This window comes from Mycolicibacterium wolinskyi str. Jessa 2025, assembly GCF_049241375.1.
Lineage (GTDB): Bacteria > Actinomycetota > Actinomycetes > Mycobacteriales > Mycobacteriaceae > Mycobacterium > Mycobacterium wolinskyi.
In genome coordinates this window covers 1,833,504-1,850,434 of the sequence record NZ_CP185960.1, presented here as the reverse complement: position 1 = coordinate 1,850,434, position 16,931 = coordinate 1,833,504, and the positions used below count along the sequence as shown (strand labels likewise).

Genomic DNA, 16,931 nt, shown 5'->3' with positions numbered 1-16,931 from the left:
TCCGCTCGGCCGGCCCCCTCTCAGCCAGGGAGGGGGCCGGTTCGGCATTCGAGTCTGCGTGCAGGGCGTGGGTTACTCGTACTTTCGCGCCCGGAGCGCAGACTCGACGTGCAGAGAGCTAGCCCCTGGCCTTGGCCCGTGCCTTTGCCCGGGCCCGCAGGCTCGCGGTGAGCTCGACCTTGCGCACGCGCACGATCTCCGGTGTCACCTCGACGCACTCGTCGGCCGCGCAGAATTCCATGGCCTTTTCCAGGTCCAGCTCCAGCGGCCGGGCCAGCGTCTCGATGACGTCGGCCGTCGACGACCGCATGTTGGTCAGCTTCTTCTCGCGCGTGATGTTGATGTCGAGATCCTCGGCGCGCGGGTTGATACCGACCACCTGGCCCTCGTACGTGTCCTGGCCGGGTTCGACGAAGAACTGCCCGCGGTCGGCCAGCTGGATCATCGCGAACGGGGTGATCGTGCCGGACCGGTCGGACACCAGCGATCCGGTGTGCCGGGCCCGGATCTCCCCCGCCCACGGCCGGTAGCCCTCGAACACCGCGTTGGCGATGCCGGTGCCACGTGTCTCGGTGAGGAAGTCGGTGCGGAAACCGATCAGCCCGCGGCTCGGCACGATGAAATCCATGCGGACCCATCCGGCCGCGTGGTTGGTCATCTCTTCCATGCGGCCCTTGCGCGCGGCCATCAGCTGCGTGATCGCGCCGACGAACTCGTCCGGGCAGTCGATCGTCAACGCCTCGAACGGCTCGTGCAACTTGCCGTCGATGTTCTTGGTGACCACCTGCGGCTTGCCGACGGTCAGCTCGAAGCCCTCACGCCGCATCTGTTCGACCAGCACGGCCAGCGCCAGCTCGCCACGCCCCTGGACCTCCCAGGCGTCCGGGCGGCCGATGTCGACCACCCGGATCGACACGTTGCCGACGAGTTCCTGGTCCAGCCGGTTGCGGACCATGCGGGCCGTCAGCTTGTGTCCGGACACCTTGCCCGCGAGCGGCGAGGTGTTGGTCCCGATCGTCACCGAAATCGCGGGTTCGTCGACGGTGATGCGGGGCAGCGCGTGCGCGTGGTCGGGATCGGCCAGCGTGTCGCCGATCATGATCTCGGGCAGGCCCGCAACCGCGACGATGTCTCCGGCGACGGCCTCGTCGGTGGGGCTGCGCTCGACGCCGACGGTGGCCAGCAGTTCGGTGATCTTCGCCGAGGTGATCACGGGCGATCCGTCGACCTCACGCATCCACGCGACCTGCTGGCCCTTCTTCAGCCGGCCGTTGTAGATACGGATCAGCGCGAGCCGGCCCAGGAACGCCGAGGCGTCGAGGTTGGTCACCAGCGCTTGCAGCGGCGCCTCGGGGTCACCCGATGGCGGCGGGATGTGCTTCATCAGCACGTCGAACAGCGGGTCGAGGTTGTCGCCCTCGGGCACCTCACCGTCCGCGGGCTGCACAGTGCTCGCGATGCCTGCGCGGCCCGACGCGTAGAGCGTCGGCAGGTCCAGCGCGCGCTCGGCGGCCGCGGCGGCCTCGTCGTCCAGGTCGGATGCGACGTCGAGCAGCAGGTCGTGGCTGGCCTCGACCACCTCGCTGATGCGCGCGTCGGGCCGGTCGGTCTTGTTGACCACCACGATCACCGGCAGGTGCGCCTGAAGTGCCTTGCGCAGCACGAACCGGGTCTGCGGCAACGGGCCCTCAGAGGCGTCGACGAGCAGCACCACGCCGTCGACCATGGACAGCCCGCGCTCGACCTCACCGCCGAAGTCGGCGTGGCCAGGGGTGTCGATGACGTTGATGACGGTCACCGTGCCGTCATTGTGGTGGCGATGCACCGCGGTGTTCTTGGCGAGGATCGTGATGCCCTTTTCCTTCTCCAGGTCACCGGAATCCATGATGCGTTCGGTAGCGTCGTCGCCACGGTGCGTCAACGCACCCGATTGCCGCAGCATCGCGTCGACTAGGGTCGTTTTGCCGTGGTCAACGTGGGCCACGATGGCGACGTTGCGAAAGTCTGGGTGCGAATCCACGCCACAATTCTCGCAGGCAGTCGACCCGATCACGAAAACGAGAGAGCCCCGTCACGTTGAAGTCCGCCAAGCTCGCCGGCCTGAAGCCCAAAAAGAAGTGCTGCCGCAGCAAGCCTCGGTGCAAACGGTGCCCGGTCGTCCTGCACAAGGTCCGCAAGGCCGAGCTGAGTGGGCTGCGGGGCAGCGAACTCGACAAAGTCTTCAAACGGGCCAGGAAATCCTAAGGTTCGCGAGTACCGTTTGAGGTATCCGTCAGGGTGCGTCTTGCGTGCTTGGAGGTCCGAACATGACGGTCTACGAAGTGCTCACCGTCGCGCTGATCATGGTGCTGGCCACGGCGACCACGGTGGCGATCTACGTCGGGATGGCGAACTGGATCGGCGCGTGCTACGTGGTCCGGTGCAGCGAATGCCACCACCTGACGTTCGCATCGGTCAACCGCCCGCAGGAGTCGTGCGCGCACTGCCGTCATCCGATGCTGCTGCATCCGCTGTACACCGCGCAGCATCATGACAACGCGGTCCGGGTGGTCGGGGACCGGCTGCGTTACTGAGCCTCGCCCTGGTAGTGCGGAACGCTCTGTTCCCGGATCTGCCGTCCGGTCACCTTCTCGGCGCGGATGCGGACGAAGTGGTCCCGACGGCCGTCGACCCATGGTTGGACGAACGTCCCGGCCACTTCCACCAACTCGTCGACGTCGGTGATCGGCTGAGCATGGCCGACGACGGTCACGCTCCAGCCGGTGCGCAGATCGGGATCCAGCTCGTCGGCCTGGAACGCCACGACGTGGTTCTCGGTGGCGGCCGTCAACTTGGCTCCGCCCGCGACCCGGATCACCACGTCGTCGTGCGTCAGCCGGAAATTGACCGGTTGCACGGCCGGTAACGCGTCCTCGGTGAACACCAGGCGACCCACCCTGACCCGCTGCAGCAGATCCAGGCACTGCCTGCGGGTGAGCACGTCGAGTTCCTGTCCCTTGGGCATGAGGTCAACCTCCTTCGACACACCCAGCATGCCGCGCCAGGGTGCGGATACGACAGAGCCGAAAGTCCTCAGTCACCACCCGCGGCGGTGCGGCTGGGAACCGACGAGTTCACCGCGCCCCGCGACGTCACGGCTGCGGTAGACGATGTAGGGCCGGAACAGGTAGCCGATGGGCGCGCTGAACACGTGCACGAGACGCGTGAACGGCCACAGGCAGAACAGGACGAGCGCGATCATCACGTGGATGTGGAAGTACAGCGGTGCCTGCACCATCAGGTCGCCGCGGGGCTGCAGAATCCAGATCGACCGGAACCACGGCGCCACGGTCTCGCGGTAATCGTGTTCGGCACCCGCCGGGCTCGCGCCGATGAATGTGCACGACACTCCGGCCACGATGGCCAGCACCAGAACCACGTACATCACCTTGTCGTTGGCCGTGGTGGCCATGAACACCGGTCCGGTGGTGCGCCTGCGGTACACCAGCAGCGCGATGCCTGCCAATGTGGTGACGCCCGCGAGACCGCCGAGGGTCACCGCCTGGATGTGATAGACGTGGTCGCTCATGACCGCCCTGGTCCAGGACTCCGGGATCACCAACCCGATGATGTGTCCCACGATCACCACGAGGATGCCGAAGTGGAACATCGGGCTGCCGATTCTCAACAGCCGCGATTCGTAGAGCTGAGACGAGCGGGTGGTCCAGCCGAACTTGTCATAGCGGTAGCGCCACCACAGGCCGACCACGACGATCGCCAGCGTCACGTACGGCACGACGTCCCAGAAGATCTCCCAACCAGACATCAGACCCCTTCCTCAACGCGCCGGGGCGGCACCGTCAATTGAAACGGCTGCAAGCCAACCGATTCCGTGGGCGGTCCGGACCGCAGCAGATGCCGGGCATCGCCGCCGGACACGGCGGGCAATGTCGAGCACACCGCGGCCACCGCGGGCGCGTACGGCGATCCGGCATCGGACAACGCATGCCGGAGAACGTCGATCGGTACGCGATGGTCGGCCAGCAGCCGCCGGCCCGCGACCGGGTCGACCGTGGCGGCGAACTCCAGCACCACCGGAAGGTGGTCGGGCGCTTCCTGTCTGGGCGGTTGCACCCCGGCGTCGCGATAGGCCTGCGTGAAGACCACCATCTGTGCACCCCGGTTGCGGGTGTCGCCGCCGGTCCAGTACGTCAACAACATGGTGGTGGATTTCTTGAGGTCGAATGTGTCGACATACTGGGCCGCCAATGCCATCGCGGGCGTATCACGGAGCGCCGTAAGGGTTTCGGCGATAAGCCGCGCCTGCTCACCGGCGATGTGGGCAAGCAGGCCCTCGACCGTGTCGAGGCGGGCCTGGTGCCGCTCGTCGGGATAGGCCAGCAGCAGCGAGGCCGCTTGCCACACCACGCGGTCCTGCAGCGTGAGATCTGGTCTGCGCCGGAGCTTCATGGCTACTCCTCCGGGAACATCCCGGCGGGCACTCCCCTGCCGTCCCAGTTGAGCAGGTTCACGCGCGACGGGTTGTCGGCGTTGGCCGCCATGCCGCCGGTGGTCTGGCGGTGTTGCAGGGCGTGGAATGTCTCGATCGCCACCGGAACCGGCCCACCGCTGGCCTCACCGAACGGACCCGACTCGTACATGCCCGGCCCACCGTCGAACGACAACGAGCACCCCGGCTCCTCGACCGCGTGCCCCTCGGTGCTGTAGGCCGTCGGAATGACATAGCGTTCTTCATATTTCGCGAGGGCGAGCAGCCGGTACATGTCGTACATCTGCTGCTCGGTCATGCCGACCGCCTGCGGGATGTGGGGCTGGGTCTCGCGGCCGAGGTTGATGTCGCGCATGTAGGAGCGCATCGCGGCGAGCCGGCGCAACACTCCCTCGACCACGGCGGTGTCACCCGCGGTGAACAAGCCGGCCAGATACTCCATCGGGATGCGCAGCGCCTCAAGCGCGCCGAACAGATTGCCGACGTCTTCGCCGTCATGCCCGTCGCGGCTGACCGCGTCGACCACCGGTGACAACGGCGGGATGTACCAGACCATCGGAACGGTGCGGAACTCCGGATGCAGGGGCAGCGCCACACCGTACGTGTGGATGAGCCTGTAGATCGGCGAGTGCTGCGCGGCCTCGATCCATTCGTCGGAGATGCCCTCGGCTCGCGCACCGGCGATCACCTCGGGATCTGTCGGATCGAGAAGGATTCCGCGCTGCGCCTCGTAGAGGTCTTTGTCGTCGGGGACCGATGCGGCTTCCAGCACCCGGTCGACGTCGTAGAGCACCAGGCCCAGGTAACGCAGCCGGCCCACGCACGTCTCGGAGCACACCGTCGGCAGGCCGACCTCGATGCGCGGGTAGCACAGCGTGCACTTCTCGGCCTTGCCGGTCTTGTGGTTGAAATAGACCTTCTTGTAAGGACATCCGGAGACGCACATGCGCCAGCCACGGCACCGGTCCTGGTCGACGAGCACGATGCCGTCCTCGGACCGCTTGTACATCGCGCCCGACGGGCACGAGGCGACGCACGACGGATTGAGGCAGTGCTCGCAGATTCTCGGCAGGTAGAACATGAAGGTCTGCTCGAGTTCGAGCTTGACCTGTTCGCTGACCTTCTGCAGCACCGGGTCACCGGGCACGATCTCCGGGGACCCGCCCAGATCGTCATCCCAGGCCGCCGACCAGGACACCTTCATCGGCTCACCGCTGATGAGGCTGCGTGGCGGCGCGACCGGCATGTGCTCACCGAGGGGTGCCGAGGTGAGGTTCTCGTAGTCGTAGGTCCACGGCTCGTAGTAGTCGTCGATCGACGGCAGCTTCGGGTTGGCGAATATCCGCGCCAGCTTGGAGAACCGGCCGCCGTCACGCAGGCGCAGCCGGCCCCGCCCGTCGAGACGCCAACCGCCGCGCCACTTCTCCTGATCCTCGTACGTGCGCGGATAACCTTGTCCGGGCCGGGTCTCGACGTTGTTGAACCACACGTACTCGGTGCCCGAGCGGTTGGTCCAGGCCTGCTTGCACGTCACCGAACAGGTGTGACACCCGATGCACTTGTCCAGGTTCATCACCATCGCCATCTGGGCCATGACCTTCATGTCAGTAGGTCACCTCCTGGCTGCGGCGGCGCACCACCGTCACCTCGTCGCGTTGGTTTCCGGTCGGGCCGAGATAGTTGAAGGCGTAGGAGTGCTGCGCATATCCGCCCGCCAGATGGCTCGGTTTGATCAGCAGCCGGGTCAGCGAGTTGTGGATCCCGCCGCGGTTACCGGTGGTTTCCGTCAGCGGCACGTCGATCGTGCGTTCCTGCGCGTGATAGACGTACACCACGCCCTCGGGCATGCGGTGGCTGACGATCGCGCGGCACACCAGCACGCCGTTGCGGTTGACCGCTTCGACCCAATCATTGTCCTGTACTTCGATTTTCGCGGCATCGGCCGGGCTCATCCACATCGTCGGACCACCCCGCGACAACGACAACATGAACAGGTTGTCCTGGTACTCGGAGTGGATCGACCACTTCGAGTGCGGCGTGAGGTAGCGCACCGTGAGCCCCACCCCGTCGCGACCGAGTTCCGGCTCACCGAACAACCGCGACATGTCGAGCGGCGGACGATAGACGGGCAGTTGCTCGCCGAGTTCCTCCAGCCAGTCATGGTCGACGTAGAAGTGCATGCGGCCGGTGAGGGTGTGGAACGGTTTGAGCTCTTCGATGTTCACGGTGAACGGTGCGTAGCGCCTGCCGCCGGTTTCGCTGCCCGACCATTCCGGGCTGGTGATCACGGGCACCGGGCGGGCCTGCGTGTCGGCGTAGGTGATGCGGCGTTCCTCGCTTCCCGCCGCCAGGTGCACCAACCGGCGACCGGTGCGTCGCTCGAGCTCACGGAAGCCCTCCACCGCCAGTCTGCCGTTGGAGGTGCCCGAAAGCGCGAGGATCACGTCGGCCATGCGCTCGGCTGTCGTCATCGCCGGACGGCCTTGCGCAGGACCGGAATCCATCACCCCGAACTTCGCCGCGAGCTCGCCTACCTCCTCGGTCGGATGCGTCGTCACGCCCTTGGTCGTGACCCCGAGCGTGTCGACGAGCGGGCCGAGCGTGGCCCACTTCTGGGCGATCGCCCCGTAATCCCGCTCGACCACCGCCAGCGGGCCCATGGTCTTCCCCGGCACCGGCGCCTCGCCGGTGGTGCGCCAATCCCGTTCGGTACCAGACGGATAGGCCATCGCACCGGGGGTATCGTGCTGCAAAGTGCCCAGCACCACGTCGGTACGCACATCCAGATGCTCGGCGGCCAGGACGCTGAACGCACGGGCGACCGCTCCGAACGCCTCGTAATCCGACCGGGTTTCCCACGGCGGGTCCACTGCCGGGCTGAAGGCGTGTACGTACGGGTGCATGTCGGTGCTCGACAGGTCGGCCTTCTCGTACCACGTCGCGGCGGGCAGCACGACATCGGAGAGCAGCGTCGTCGACGTCATCCGGAAGTCGATCGACATCAACAGGTCGAGCTTGCCCTCCGGGATGTCCTCGGTCCAGGTGATGCCCGCCGGGCGCAGGTTCTCCGGCGTCGGCTGCGCCTGCAGATTGGACGTGGTGCCGAGCAGATGACGCAGGAAGTACTCATTGCCCTTGCTCGACGAGCCGAGCAGATTCGCGCGCCAGACATTCAGCACGCGTGGCCAATTGGCCGGGTTGTCGGGATCGGTGACCGCGAGTTTGAGCGTGCCGTCGGCCAGCTTGCTCGCGACGTACGCCGGTATCTCCTGTCCGGCTGCACGCGCCTCGTCCGCGACGTCGAGGCTGGAGCGGTCGAACTGCGGGAAAAACGGGCTCCAGCCCATGGCCGCGGCCGACGCGAGCACGTCCATGGTGTGCTTGCCGCGGAACCGGCCGCGCCCCAGCGGGCTGGCCAGCGCATCGGCACGGTATCCGTCGTAGCGCCACTGGCCCGTGTGGGCATACCAGTACGACGTTCCGGCCATCTGCCGTGGCGGTCGTGTCCAATCGGTGGCCATCGCCATCGTCGCCCACCCGGTGACAGGGCGGCATTTCTCCTGCCCGACGTAATGCGCCCAGCCACCGCCGTTGCGGCCCATCGAGCCGGTCAGCAACAGGAGCGCGAGCACCGCGCGATAAGTCGCGTCACCATGGAACCACTGGCAGATGCCCGCGCCCATGATGATCATCGACCGGCCGTTGGATTCCTCTGCGCTGCGCGCGAATTCCCTGGCCACCCGGATCGCCTGGGCGGCAGAAACCCCGGTGATCTCCTCCTGCCAGGCCGGCGTGTAGGGCTGCGTGGTGTCCTCGTAGCCGGCCGGCCAGTCGCCCGGCAGGCCGGGCCTGGCCACACCGTACTGGGCGAGCATCAGATCGAACACCGTGCACACAAGGTGCTCGCCGACGCGCCGGACGGGGACGCCGCGGTCCATCGTCTCGCCGTGACCGTCGGTGGTGTCGAACCGGGGCAGCCGAACCGCGGCGGTCTCACCGCCCTCGGCGGCAACCGTGAGCGTGGGCACCAGGTCTTCGAGGTCGAGGTTCCAATTGCCGATCCCGCTGTCGCCGAAGCGGAATCCCAGTGACCCCTGCGGTATCGCGACGCTGTCGCTGGCGCCGTCGAGCAGCGCGGGTTTGAAGGCCGCGTTCTCGGTGTCCTGGCCGAGGTCGGCGGCGGTGAGGTTCTTGCCAGGCACGAGTGCGCCGTCGCGCTCCTCGAGCTTGACCAGGAACGGCAGATCGGTGAACTTGCGGACGTAGTCGACGAAGTACGGAACTCGTTTCTGCACAAAGCATTCGGAGAGGATGACGTGGCCCATCGCCATCGCGAGCGCACCGTCGGTGCCCGCGGCGCACGGCATCCACTCGTCGGCGAACTTGGTGTTGTCGGCGTAATCCGGGCTCACCGAAACGACTTTGGTTCCGCGGTAGCGGACCTCGGCCATCCAGTGCGCGTCCGGCGTTCGCGTGACCGGGACGTTGGACCCCCACATCATCAGATACGCGGCATCCCACCAGTCGCCCGACTCCGGCACGTCCGTCTGATCCCCGAATACCTGCGGGGAGGCCACCGGCAGATCGGCGTACCAGTCGTAGAACGACGTCATCACACCGCCGAGCAATTCGACGAACCGCGAGCCGGCGGCATGGCTGACCATCGACATCGCCGGGATCGGCGAGAATCCCGCGACTCGGTCGGGCCCATACGTCTTGATCGTGTGCACGTGCGCGGCGGCGATCATCTCGGTGGCCTCGGCCCAGCTCACCCGCACCAAACCGCCCTTACCGCGGGCGTTTTGGTACCGGCGCCGCCGCTGCGGATCGGCCTGGATGTCGGCCCAGGCCTGTACGGGGTCACCCAGCCGTGTTTTGGCCTCGCGGTACATCTCGACGAGCACACCGCGCGCGTAGGGATAGCGCACCCGTGTCGGTGAGTAGGTGTACCAGGAGAACGCCGCGCCGCGCGGGCAACCGCGCGGTTCGTATTCCGGCCGGTCCGGCCCGACCGACGGGTAATCGGTTTCCTGTGTCTCCCACGTGATGATCCCGTCCTTGACGTAGATCTTCCACGAGCACGACCCGGTGCAGTTGACGCCATGAGTCGAACGCACGACCTTGTCGTGGCTCCACCGGTCGCGATAGAACACATCACCCGCACGGCCGCCCTGACGGGTGACGCTGCGCAGGTCCGGCGAGAACTCGCCCGGCGTGAAGAACCTGCCGCTGCGTTCCAGCAGTTCCTCGACGGGTCCGCCGACGTGTGGTCTGGTCACGGTTTGGGCTCCTTGACGGGTTCGTGCGCGTGCAGCCGAAGTGCGGTGTAGGCCAACGCCACCAGCGCGGTCGCCACGAGCAACAGCAGGCCGACGGTGTAGTCGTTGCCGACCCGGTCATACGTCGCGCCCATCACGAGCGGCGGGAAGTAGCCGCCCAAACCGCCTGCCGCGGCGACGATTCCGGTGACCGAGCCAACCGACTTGGCGGGCGCGCGGCGGGCCACCCAGGCGAACACGCCGCCGGTGCCGATGCCGAGGAATATTGCCAGCGTGATGAATGTCGCCGCCGACCACACATCAGGCGGCGGCTCGAACACCGCGACGAAAGCCATCAGTGCGGTACCGGCGAATGACACCAAGACCACGTATTTGGGCGGAATCCGGTCCGAGAGGGCACCGCCGATCGGCCGGGCCAGCACGGCGGCGAGGGCGAACGCGGCGGTTCGGGCACCGGCTTCGACCGCCGGGAAGTCGTAGACGGTCTTGATGTAGGTCGGCAGGTAGTTGCTGAACGCCACGAATCCGCCGAACACGACCGCGTACAGGAACGACATCTCCCACGTGACAGCCAGTTTCGCGGCGGCCTTGAGCTTGGGCAGCACCGGGTCGGTGTTCGGCACGAAGGCCGGGGCATCTTTCATCACCATGATGCACAGCACTGCCGTCAACGCGAGCGCCGCGGCCACGATGATGTGAGTGGCCATGAGTCCGAACCAGTTCACGAACCGGGGCGTGAAGAACGCCGACAGTGCGGTGCCGACCATGCCCATGCCGAACACGCCGGTCGCAAAGCCCCGGCGCGACGGTTCATACCAGTTGTTGGAGAACGGGATACCGACGGCGAAGATCGTGCCCGCGATACCGAGAAAGAACCCGAAGACCAGCAGCAGCGGGTATGAGCCGGCCTCGGCGGCCAACCCGACCGCCACGACGGGCGGGATCGAGGCGAGCGAGACCGCGATGAACATCGTTCGCCCGCCGAATCGGTCGGTCAGCGAACCGATCACGATCCGCCCCAGCGATCCGACCAAGATCGGCGTGGCGACCAGCATCGAGGCTTCCGTACTGCTCAGCCTCATGTCTCCGGCGTAGGTCGTGGACAACGGCCCGATCATGTTCCAGGCCCAGAAGTTGATGGCCGATACCCAAGTCGCCAGCACAAGGTTCAAGCTCTGGCGCCGACCGGTGTACGGCGTGGTGGCCGTGCTCACCAGTCCAGGAAAACATCACCCACCAGCAACCGCGTGATTTTCGCGCAAACGTTACGGGCACCTTCACGGAAACGTAATTCGCAACATGGCTGTGTCGGAATTGATCCCTTGTGCCACAACAGTTAACTGTGGCTACAACAGCAAACCGGTCAAGGGAGAGGCGATCGCAACGCGGACGCCAGGTCGGCGACCCAGGCCCGATCCGCCGGAACCCACGCCAATCCGTCGAGTTCGTCGGCGCTCACCCAGCGCAAGGCACGGTGGTCATGCGGCTGCGGGCTGCCCGCGGTCAGCGACACCCGGTAGGCACGCAGCGTCATGGCGTCGCTCAGCGCGACGTCGGCGCCGAGGCGCGCACCCACCGTCACCTCGACACCGAGTTCCTCGCGCAACTCTCGAACCAGGGCCGCGGCATCGCTCTCCCCCGCGGCCACCTTGCCGCCCGGCAGTTCCCACAGCCCGGCGAGTGCCGCGGGCCGGTCCCGCTGGGCCACCAGCAGGGCGGCTCCCGAAATGAGTGCCCCCGCAACGACGATCTGCTCATCCATCGCGCCCGACGGTATACGGTCGAACCCATGGCTGTGTTATCGAATGATCAGGTTGACGCCGCGTTACCCGACCTGCCCGGCTGGGAGCGTGCGGCCGGTGCGCTGCGCCGATCCGTCAAGTTCCCGACCTTCCTCGACGGTATCGACGCGGTCCGCCGCGTCGCCGAGTTCGCCGAGGAGAAGGACCATCATCCGGATATCGATATCCGTTGGCGGACAGTCACTTTCGCATTGGTGACGCACTCCGCGGGCGGCATCACCGAAAAGGACGTTCAGATGGCCGAGGAGATCAACCGGATACTGGCCGACGGGGCGAGCTAGCGTCTGCCGGCTTGCTCCTCGCGTCCGCGGCGATCCATGCCAGCGTCGCCAACGTGGCGACGATGTAGACCAGGCCGGCCCAGGCCAGATACCACGGTCGGCTGATCTCCCAGATGCTCGGCTGGGCGAAACTGAGCAGCCACGGCACCCCGATGAGCGTCAACGCGAGCCAACCCCAGCCCAGAATCCGCGCGCCGAGACGGTCGGCGAGCGGTCCGTGCAGCAGCCAGATCATCAACGGGATCAGCCACACCCAATGATGCGTCCACGAGATCGGGGAGAACAGGAGCCCGAACAGGCTCACCACCACGATCGCGCCGAGCCGGTCGGCACTGCCGCCGATGGCGCGCCAAGCCAACACGGCCAGGATCGCCGTGACCACGATGCCGAGCAGCACCAGCGGTCCGAATCCGGCGTCGTGGCCGAGGATGCGCGAGATGCCGCCGCGCCAGGACTGGTTGAACGACGTGGCGATCGGCCCGATCCGGTCGGCGTCGCCGAGCAGCTGGGTGAAGTAGCGGCGGGCCTGTTCCCCGACGATCAGCCACGACACCCCGACCGTCGCGAAGAACACCGCGGCCGAGAACACCACGGTGGCCCAGCGGCGCGCGCCGAGGAAGTACAGCCCCGACACCGCCGGGGTGAGCTTCACGCCCGCGGCAAGGCCGACCAGCAGACCCGACACCCACCACCGCGTCGAGTACACCGCGTAGAGCACCGCGAGCACGAGGATGACGTTGACCTGGCCGTAGTCGAATGTGCTGCGCAGCGGTTCGGTCCAGATGCCGACGGCCGTCCAGAGCATGCCGACACGCCGGTCGGCCTGCGCGTCGAGCAGAAGCTGACTGATCCGCACCACGCCGTACAGCGCGGCGATCGTGCCGATCTGCCACAGCAGTGCCACCACGCCGAACGGCAGCAGGTGTAGCGGATAGAACACCACTGCCGCGAACGGCGGATAGGTGAACGGCAACGGGAAGTCGGGTGTCTGGTCGGCGTAGACGTAGTCGTAGAGCGCGCCCGGCCCGTCAAGCGCATCCGCGCCGCCGACATACACGTGCAGGTCGACGAAGTTGGCCCCGTTCGGCACCAGGTACGTCCACGCGAGCCGCGCCACGATGCTGGCGATCAGCAACATCGGCGCCAGGCGTTGCAGCCGCGCCGATGCTGTGACGGTGGTAGCCGATGTCGTGTTTACCGGCCCGACTTTAGCGGCCGGCCCGCCGCTGTCACGCCAGCGTGACGCTGGGCCCCGGGAGCCACGCCAGCGTGACAGTCGGCGCCGGGAGCACCCGCCGCGGCCGGATAACCGATTCCAGTCACTGCCGTAACGGTTGAATAACCGCCACACGTGTCACTTGAGTAACACCAGTAACTCGATAGTTTCGGGCACAGACGTGCAGTCAACCGATTGGGAGAACCATGAAACTCACCTGGAAAGCATTTTCCACCAGCATGATCGCGGCGGCGGGCGCCCTCCCGGTCGCGTTGGCGCTCAGCGCCACGGCAAACGCGGAGCCCGTGCCGGCGCCGCCGGCACCCGGCGTGCCGAATGTGCCGATCGTGAACCAGCTCGCCGGCGTGCCTGGCGCGGCGCCGCAGCTGCTGCAAGGTGTCGCGTCGGCGCTGACCGGTACCCCGGCGGCCGCGCCGGCCCCGGCCCCGTCGGCAACCGCGTCGGTGACCCTGCCGCAGGCTCCGGCGACCGTTGCCCAGCCCGCGCTTCCGACCGCTCCCGCCGCAACCACCGCGGGTGCACCGGCCGCCAACGGCGTCGCCAACCTGATTCCGTCGGCCGAGGTGAAGATCCCGCAGGTGCCGGGCATGCCGGTCCCGCTGCCGCAGCAGATCAACATCCCGGGTGACCTGGCGTCGCTCGCGCCGGTCGGCAGCCAGCTCGCCAACCTCGCCCCGACGGCCACCAGCGCGACGGCCCCGGTGGCAAGTGCAGCCGCACCCGCGGCGAGCGTGCCGACCGCCTCTGCCGCGAGCGCTCCGGGGGCGTTGGCCCTCGCGCCGCTGCTGACCGCCGGCTTGCCCTGATCACCCAACTGGTCTGACCGCCCGAAACGCATTGGGAGAGCCATGTCATCGAAAAAGCTGTTCGCCACCGTCGTCGCGATCGGTTCCTCGGCCGCGCTGCTGTTCGGCAGCGGCGTAGCCAACGCCGACCCGGCGCCGCTGCCGATCGACGGGCTGCAAGCGCCCGGCCTGTCGGCGGTGGAAGGGCTGAGCCCGATCATCCAGCAGGCGGCAGCCGACCCGGCCGGGGCGGCACAGCTGTTGATGGCGGCCGCGCAGGCCTTCGCCGCCAACAAGGAGGCACCGGCCGACTCTCGCAATGTCGCGACGGCGGTCAACCAGTTCGTCACCGAACCGGCCGCGGCGGCGCCGGTGGCCCTGGCACCAGAGCACATTCCGGCTGCCGGCGCGGGCCTCGACGCGCACCTGCCCGCAGGCGTCGACCCGGCCCATGCGGTCGGGCCGGCGCTGCACGTGCCGGAGGCAGCGCCGCCGGCGCCGGCGCCCGAGGCGGCAGCACCCGCACCGGCTCCTGCCCCGGAGGCCGCCCCCGCACCGGCTCCCGCCCCCGCGCCGGAGGCCGCACCTGCGCCCGCTCCCGCACCCGAAGGCGCCGCCGCGCCGGCGCCTGGGCCGACTCCCCCGCCCGGATTCGGACCGGACACGCCGCCGACGCAGGACTTCATGTACCCGTCCATCAGCAACGGCTGCCTCAAGGACGGCGGAAACGTTCTGGCGACGGCCATTTCGGTCGCCGGCCCGGCGAAGATACCGGCACCCGGCCCCGGCCCCGGCCAGACCGCTTACGTGTTCACCGCCGTCGGAACGCCCGGCCCGGCCGCTGAGCAGAAGCTGCCGCTGAACGTCACGTGGGTGAACCTGACCACCGGCAAGTCGGGCAGCGCGACGCTCAAGCCGCGCTCGGACATCAACCCTCAGGGGCCGACCACGTTGACCGCCATCGCCGACACCGGCTCGGGCAGCATCATGTCGACGATCTTCGGCCAGGTCACGACCACTGAGAAGCAGTGCCAATTCATGCCCACCATCGGTTCGACGGTGGTGCCCTGACCACAGTAGAAAATGGGGAAACGGAATTCCCGGTCGCCGGCCTCGGCTGGCGACCGGGAATTTTGTTGTTTGTCAGATGGGCCGATCAGTACGCCATGAACAGGATCATCTCGCGGTCGTATTCGCGGCCGGGGTGGGCCTCGGCCAGATGGGTCTGTGCCTTCTCGACGAGGTCGTCCTCGTCGGTACCGGTGATCGCTTCACCGCAGGGGCAGTTGAGATGTGTCTTCGCCATATCTTCACAATTGCATAGGTCGTCTACCGACAAAAGGATGTAGGCATGGAGCTTTACGACGTCATGCGCACCACCGGGGCCACCCGGCAGTTCACCGACGATCCACTCCCCGACGAGGTGCTCGAACGGATCCTCCGCCACGCCCGCTTCGCGCCCAGCGGAGGCAATCGGCAGGGCACGCGCATCGTGGTGGTCCGCGACCGCGACACCCGCGAGTCGCTCGCCGACCTCAGCGTCACCGGTGCGCGACGCTACATCGCGCAGAAGCGCAACGGCGAGAACCCATGGAACCCATTGCATCCCATGGGCGTAACAGCCGACGATCTGGCAGCAGTGCAAGTGCCGCGGGCCACGCAACTGCTCGACGCCGCGGTCGTGCTCGTGGTGTGCGTCGATCTCGGGGTGGTGGCCGCGTTCGACCAGGATCTCGACCGCATCGGCGTGGTGTCCGGCGCCTCGGTGTATCCGTTCGTGTGGAACATCCTGTTGGCTGCCCGCAACGAGGGCTATGGCGGCGTGCTGACCACGATGATGGTCGCCGAGGAACCGAAAGTGAAGGCGCTGTTGGGCATACCCGACGATTTCGCGGTCGCCGCGGTGCTGCCGCTCGGCAAGCCGGTGCGACAGCTGACCAAGCTCACGCGCAAACCGGTGTCCGAGATCGCCACACGTGAGCGCTTCGACGGGCCCGCGTTCTAGGCGCCGAGACTGCGCACAGATCGCCTTCTGGCCCAAAAGAGCGATCTCACCGCAGACTCGACGAGCCCAGCTAGGCCTTGGCGGCTTTCGCCTTGGCCTTCATGTCCTTCTTGTACGCGCGCACCTTCTGCAATGAGCCGGCATCCACGACGTCGGCCACCGACATATAGGTGCCTGCCTTGCCGTAATCACCGGCCGCGGACTGCCAGCCCTTCGGCGTCACGCCGTATTGCTTGCCCAGCAGCGCCAAGAAGATCCGCGCCTTCTGGTCACCGAACCCGGGCAGACCCTTGAGCCGGCGCAGCACCTCTTTGCCGTCCGGGTCACCCTCGGTCCACAGTGCGGTGACATCGCCGTCGTAGTCGTCGACGATGGCTCGCGCGAGATCCTGCACGCGCTTGCTCATCGAACCCGGAAAGCGATGGATCGCAGGCGTTTCCGAGCACAGCGCCACGAACTCGTCGGGGTTGTAGTCGGCGATCTGGCGGGCGTCGACGCCGCCGATGCGGTCGGCGATCTTCTTGGGCCCGGCGAACGCCGTCTCCATCGGGATCTGTTGGTCGAGCAGCATGCCGACCAGCAGCGCGAACGGGTTGGCCTCCAGCAACGCGTCGGCCTCCGGGTCTTGGACAAGCTGCAGTTTTCCCACGTCGCCAGTCTAAGGGGTTCGGTTCAGCGATCTGCGTCGGTGAAGTGTGCGAACGTGTACGCGATAACCGGTGGATATGCCCGTAGGAGACGAACATGAGACGTGTGGTTACGGCTGGTTTTGCAGCGGTGGTTGCCGCCATCGCGTTGGCCGGCACGGCCAGTGCGATCCCCGACCAGGGCACCCCGGCATTCGACGAATACCTGCAGGGCCTGCAACGCAATGGCTACAACCTGAACCCGGACACGGCGTGGCGAGTTGCCCATCAGGCGTGCGTCGGCGGCATACCTGGATACATCGGTTTGGAATTGGCCGCTCAGGGGGTTATCGGCCCCGGAGCACAGGAGCGGGTGATGGACGTGGCCAGGAAGTACGCCTGCCCCGTTCAGTAGGCGAACCGGCGA

Annotated in this window: 17 protein-coding genes; 6 read left to right on the top strand and 11 right to left on the bottom strand. The window is 67.2% G+C overall.

Annotated features, from left to right (window positions below; translation table 11 throughout):
- Positions 1-118: 118 nt before the first annotated feature.
- Positions 119-2,020 (bottom strand): translational GTPase TypA, encoded by a 1,902-nt coding sequence (gene typA, locus ACOI2T_RS09300; RefSeq protein WP_067850723.1) that lies wholly within the window; start codon positions 2,018-2,020, stop codon positions 119-121.
- A 286-nt stretch (positions 2,021-2,306) separates the two neighbouring features.
- Between typA and ACOI2T_RS09295 the strand changes: the two genes are divergently transcribed.
- Complete coding sequence (locus tag ACOI2T_RS09295) at positions 2,307-2,573, top strand: hypothetical protein (RefSeq protein WP_067850720.1); 267 nt, start codon at positions 2,307-2,309, stop codon at positions 2,571-2,573.
- On the opposite strand, the gene ACOI2T_RS09290 is transcribed toward ACOI2T_RS09295, so the two are convergent.
- The 7 genes from ACOI2T_RS09290 to ACOI2T_RS09260 all read right to left on the bottom strand — a co-directional run bounded on the left by ACOI2T_RS09290 (position 2,567) and on the right by ACOI2T_RS09260 (position 11,530).
- Positions 2,567-3,004: a pyridoxamine 5'-phosphate oxidase family protein gene (locus tag ACOI2T_RS09290; RefSeq protein ID WP_409503188.1), complete on the bottom strand. Its 438-nt coding sequence runs from the start codon at positions 3,002-3,004 to the stop codon at positions 2,567-2,569. The two genes, ACOI2T_RS09295 and ACOI2T_RS09290, sit on opposite strands and share 7 nt — an antisense overlap.
- A gap of 72 nt (positions 3,005-3,076) precedes the next feature.
- Positions 3,077-3,805: a respiratory nitrate reductase subunit gamma gene (gene narI / locus ACOI2T_RS09285; RefSeq protein ID WP_067850718.1), complete on the bottom strand. Its 729-nt coding sequence runs from the start codon at positions 3,803-3,805 to the stop codon at positions 3,077-3,079.
- Complete coding sequence (gene narJ, locus ACOI2T_RS09280) at positions 3,805-4,449, bottom strand: nitrate reductase molybdenum cofactor assembly chaperone (protein WP_085145795.1); 645 nt, start codon at positions 4,447-4,449, stop codon at positions 3,805-3,807. The genes narI and narJ overlap by 1 nt, the downstream gene beginning before the upstream one ends.
- A gap of 2 nt (positions 4,450-4,451) precedes the next feature.
- A complete protein-coding gene (gene narH / locus ACOI2T_RS09275) occupies positions 4,452-6,092 on the bottom strand; it encodes a nitrate reductase subunit beta (RefSeq protein WP_409503189.1) in 1,641 nt (546 codons plus the stop codon).
- A gap of 1 nt (position 6,093) precedes the next feature.
- Positions 6,094-9,768: a nitrate reductase subunit alpha gene (locus ACOI2T_RS09270; protein WP_409503190.1), complete on the bottom strand. Its 3,675-nt coding sequence runs from the start codon at positions 9,766-9,768 to the stop codon at positions 6,094-6,096.
- Entirely contained in the window at positions 9,765-10,982 is a 1,218-nt protein-coding gene (locus ACOI2T_RS09265) for a nitrate/nitrite transporter (RefSeq protein WP_409503191.1), read from the bottom strand. The genes ACOI2T_RS09270 and ACOI2T_RS09265 overlap by 4 nt, the downstream gene beginning before the upstream one ends.
- Positions 10,983-11,131: 149 nt before the next feature.
- Positions 11,132-11,530, bottom strand: coding sequence for a (deoxy)nucleoside triphosphate pyrophosphohydrolase (locus ACOI2T_RS09260; RefSeq protein WP_409503192.1), 399 nt, complete (start codon positions 11,528-11,530; stop codon positions 11,132-11,134).
- Between the two features lie 27 nt (positions 11,531-11,557).
- On the opposite strand from ACOI2T_RS09260, the gene ACOI2T_RS09255 reads away from it, so the two are divergent.
- Positions 11,558-11,851, top strand: a complete 294-nt coding sequence (locus tag ACOI2T_RS09255) for a 4a-hydroxytetrahydrobiopterin dehydratase (RefSeq protein ID WP_067850706.1) — start codon at positions 11,558-11,560, stop codon at positions 11,849-11,851.
- Here ACOI2T_RS09255 and ACOI2T_RS09250 read toward each other — a convergent pair.
- Positions 11,820-12,989, bottom strand: a complete 1,170-nt coding sequence (locus ACOI2T_RS09250) for a mannosyltransferase (protein ID WP_409503193.1) — start codon at positions 12,987-12,989, stop codon at positions 11,820-11,822. The two genes, ACOI2T_RS09255 and ACOI2T_RS09250, sit on opposite strands and share 32 nt — an antisense overlap.
- Positions 12,990-13,273: 284 nt before the next feature.
- Between ACOI2T_RS09250 and ACOI2T_RS09245 the strand changes: the two genes are divergently transcribed.
- Both ACOI2T_RS09245 and ACOI2T_RS09240 read left to right on the top strand, forming a co-directional pair.
- Positions 13,274-13,894, top strand: coding sequence for a hypothetical protein (locus ACOI2T_RS09245; protein WP_067850702.1), 621 nt, complete (start codon positions 13,274-13,276; stop codon positions 13,892-13,894).
- A gap of 42 nt (positions 13,895-13,936) precedes the next feature.
- Complete coding sequence (locus ACOI2T_RS09240; protein WP_409503194.1) at positions 13,937-14,944, top strand: Rv1157c family protein; 1,008 nt, start codon at positions 13,937-13,939, stop codon at positions 14,942-14,944.
- An 85-nt stretch (positions 14,945-15,029) separates the two neighbouring features.
- Here the strand turns inward: ACOI2T_RS09240 and ACOI2T_RS09235 are convergent, their stop codons facing one another.
- On the bottom strand, positions 15,030-15,179 hold the full coding sequence (locus ACOI2T_RS09235; protein ID WP_067850697.1) for a DUF1059 domain-containing protein: 150 nt from the start codon (positions 15,177-15,179) through the stop codon (positions 15,030-15,032).
- Between the two features lie 45 nt (positions 15,180-15,224).
- Between ACOI2T_RS09235 and ACOI2T_RS09230 the strand changes: the two genes are divergently transcribed.
- The gene (locus ACOI2T_RS09230) at positions 15,225-15,878 is read left to right on the top strand and encodes a nitroreductase family protein (protein ID WP_409503195.1); all 654 of its coding nucleotides are present in this window, start codon (positions 15,225-15,227) and stop codon (positions 15,876-15,878) included.
- A gap of 70 nt (positions 15,879-15,948) precedes the next feature.
- Here ACOI2T_RS09230 and ACOI2T_RS09225 read toward each other — a convergent pair whose 3' ends face one another.
- Complete coding sequence (locus tag ACOI2T_RS09225) at positions 15,949-16,527, bottom strand: HhH-GPD-type base excision DNA repair protein (RefSeq protein WP_409503196.1); 579 nt, start codon at positions 16,525-16,527, stop codon at positions 15,949-15,951.
- 95 nt (positions 16,528-16,622) lie between these two features.
- Here ACOI2T_RS09225 and ACOI2T_RS09220 point away from each other — a divergent pair, with 95 nt between their 5' ends.
- A complete protein-coding gene (locus ACOI2T_RS09220) occupies positions 16,623-16,919 on the top strand; it encodes a DUF732 domain-containing protein (RefSeq protein ID WP_409503197.1) in 297 nt (98 codons plus the stop codon).
- Positions 16,920-16,931 lie beyond the last annotated feature (12 nt).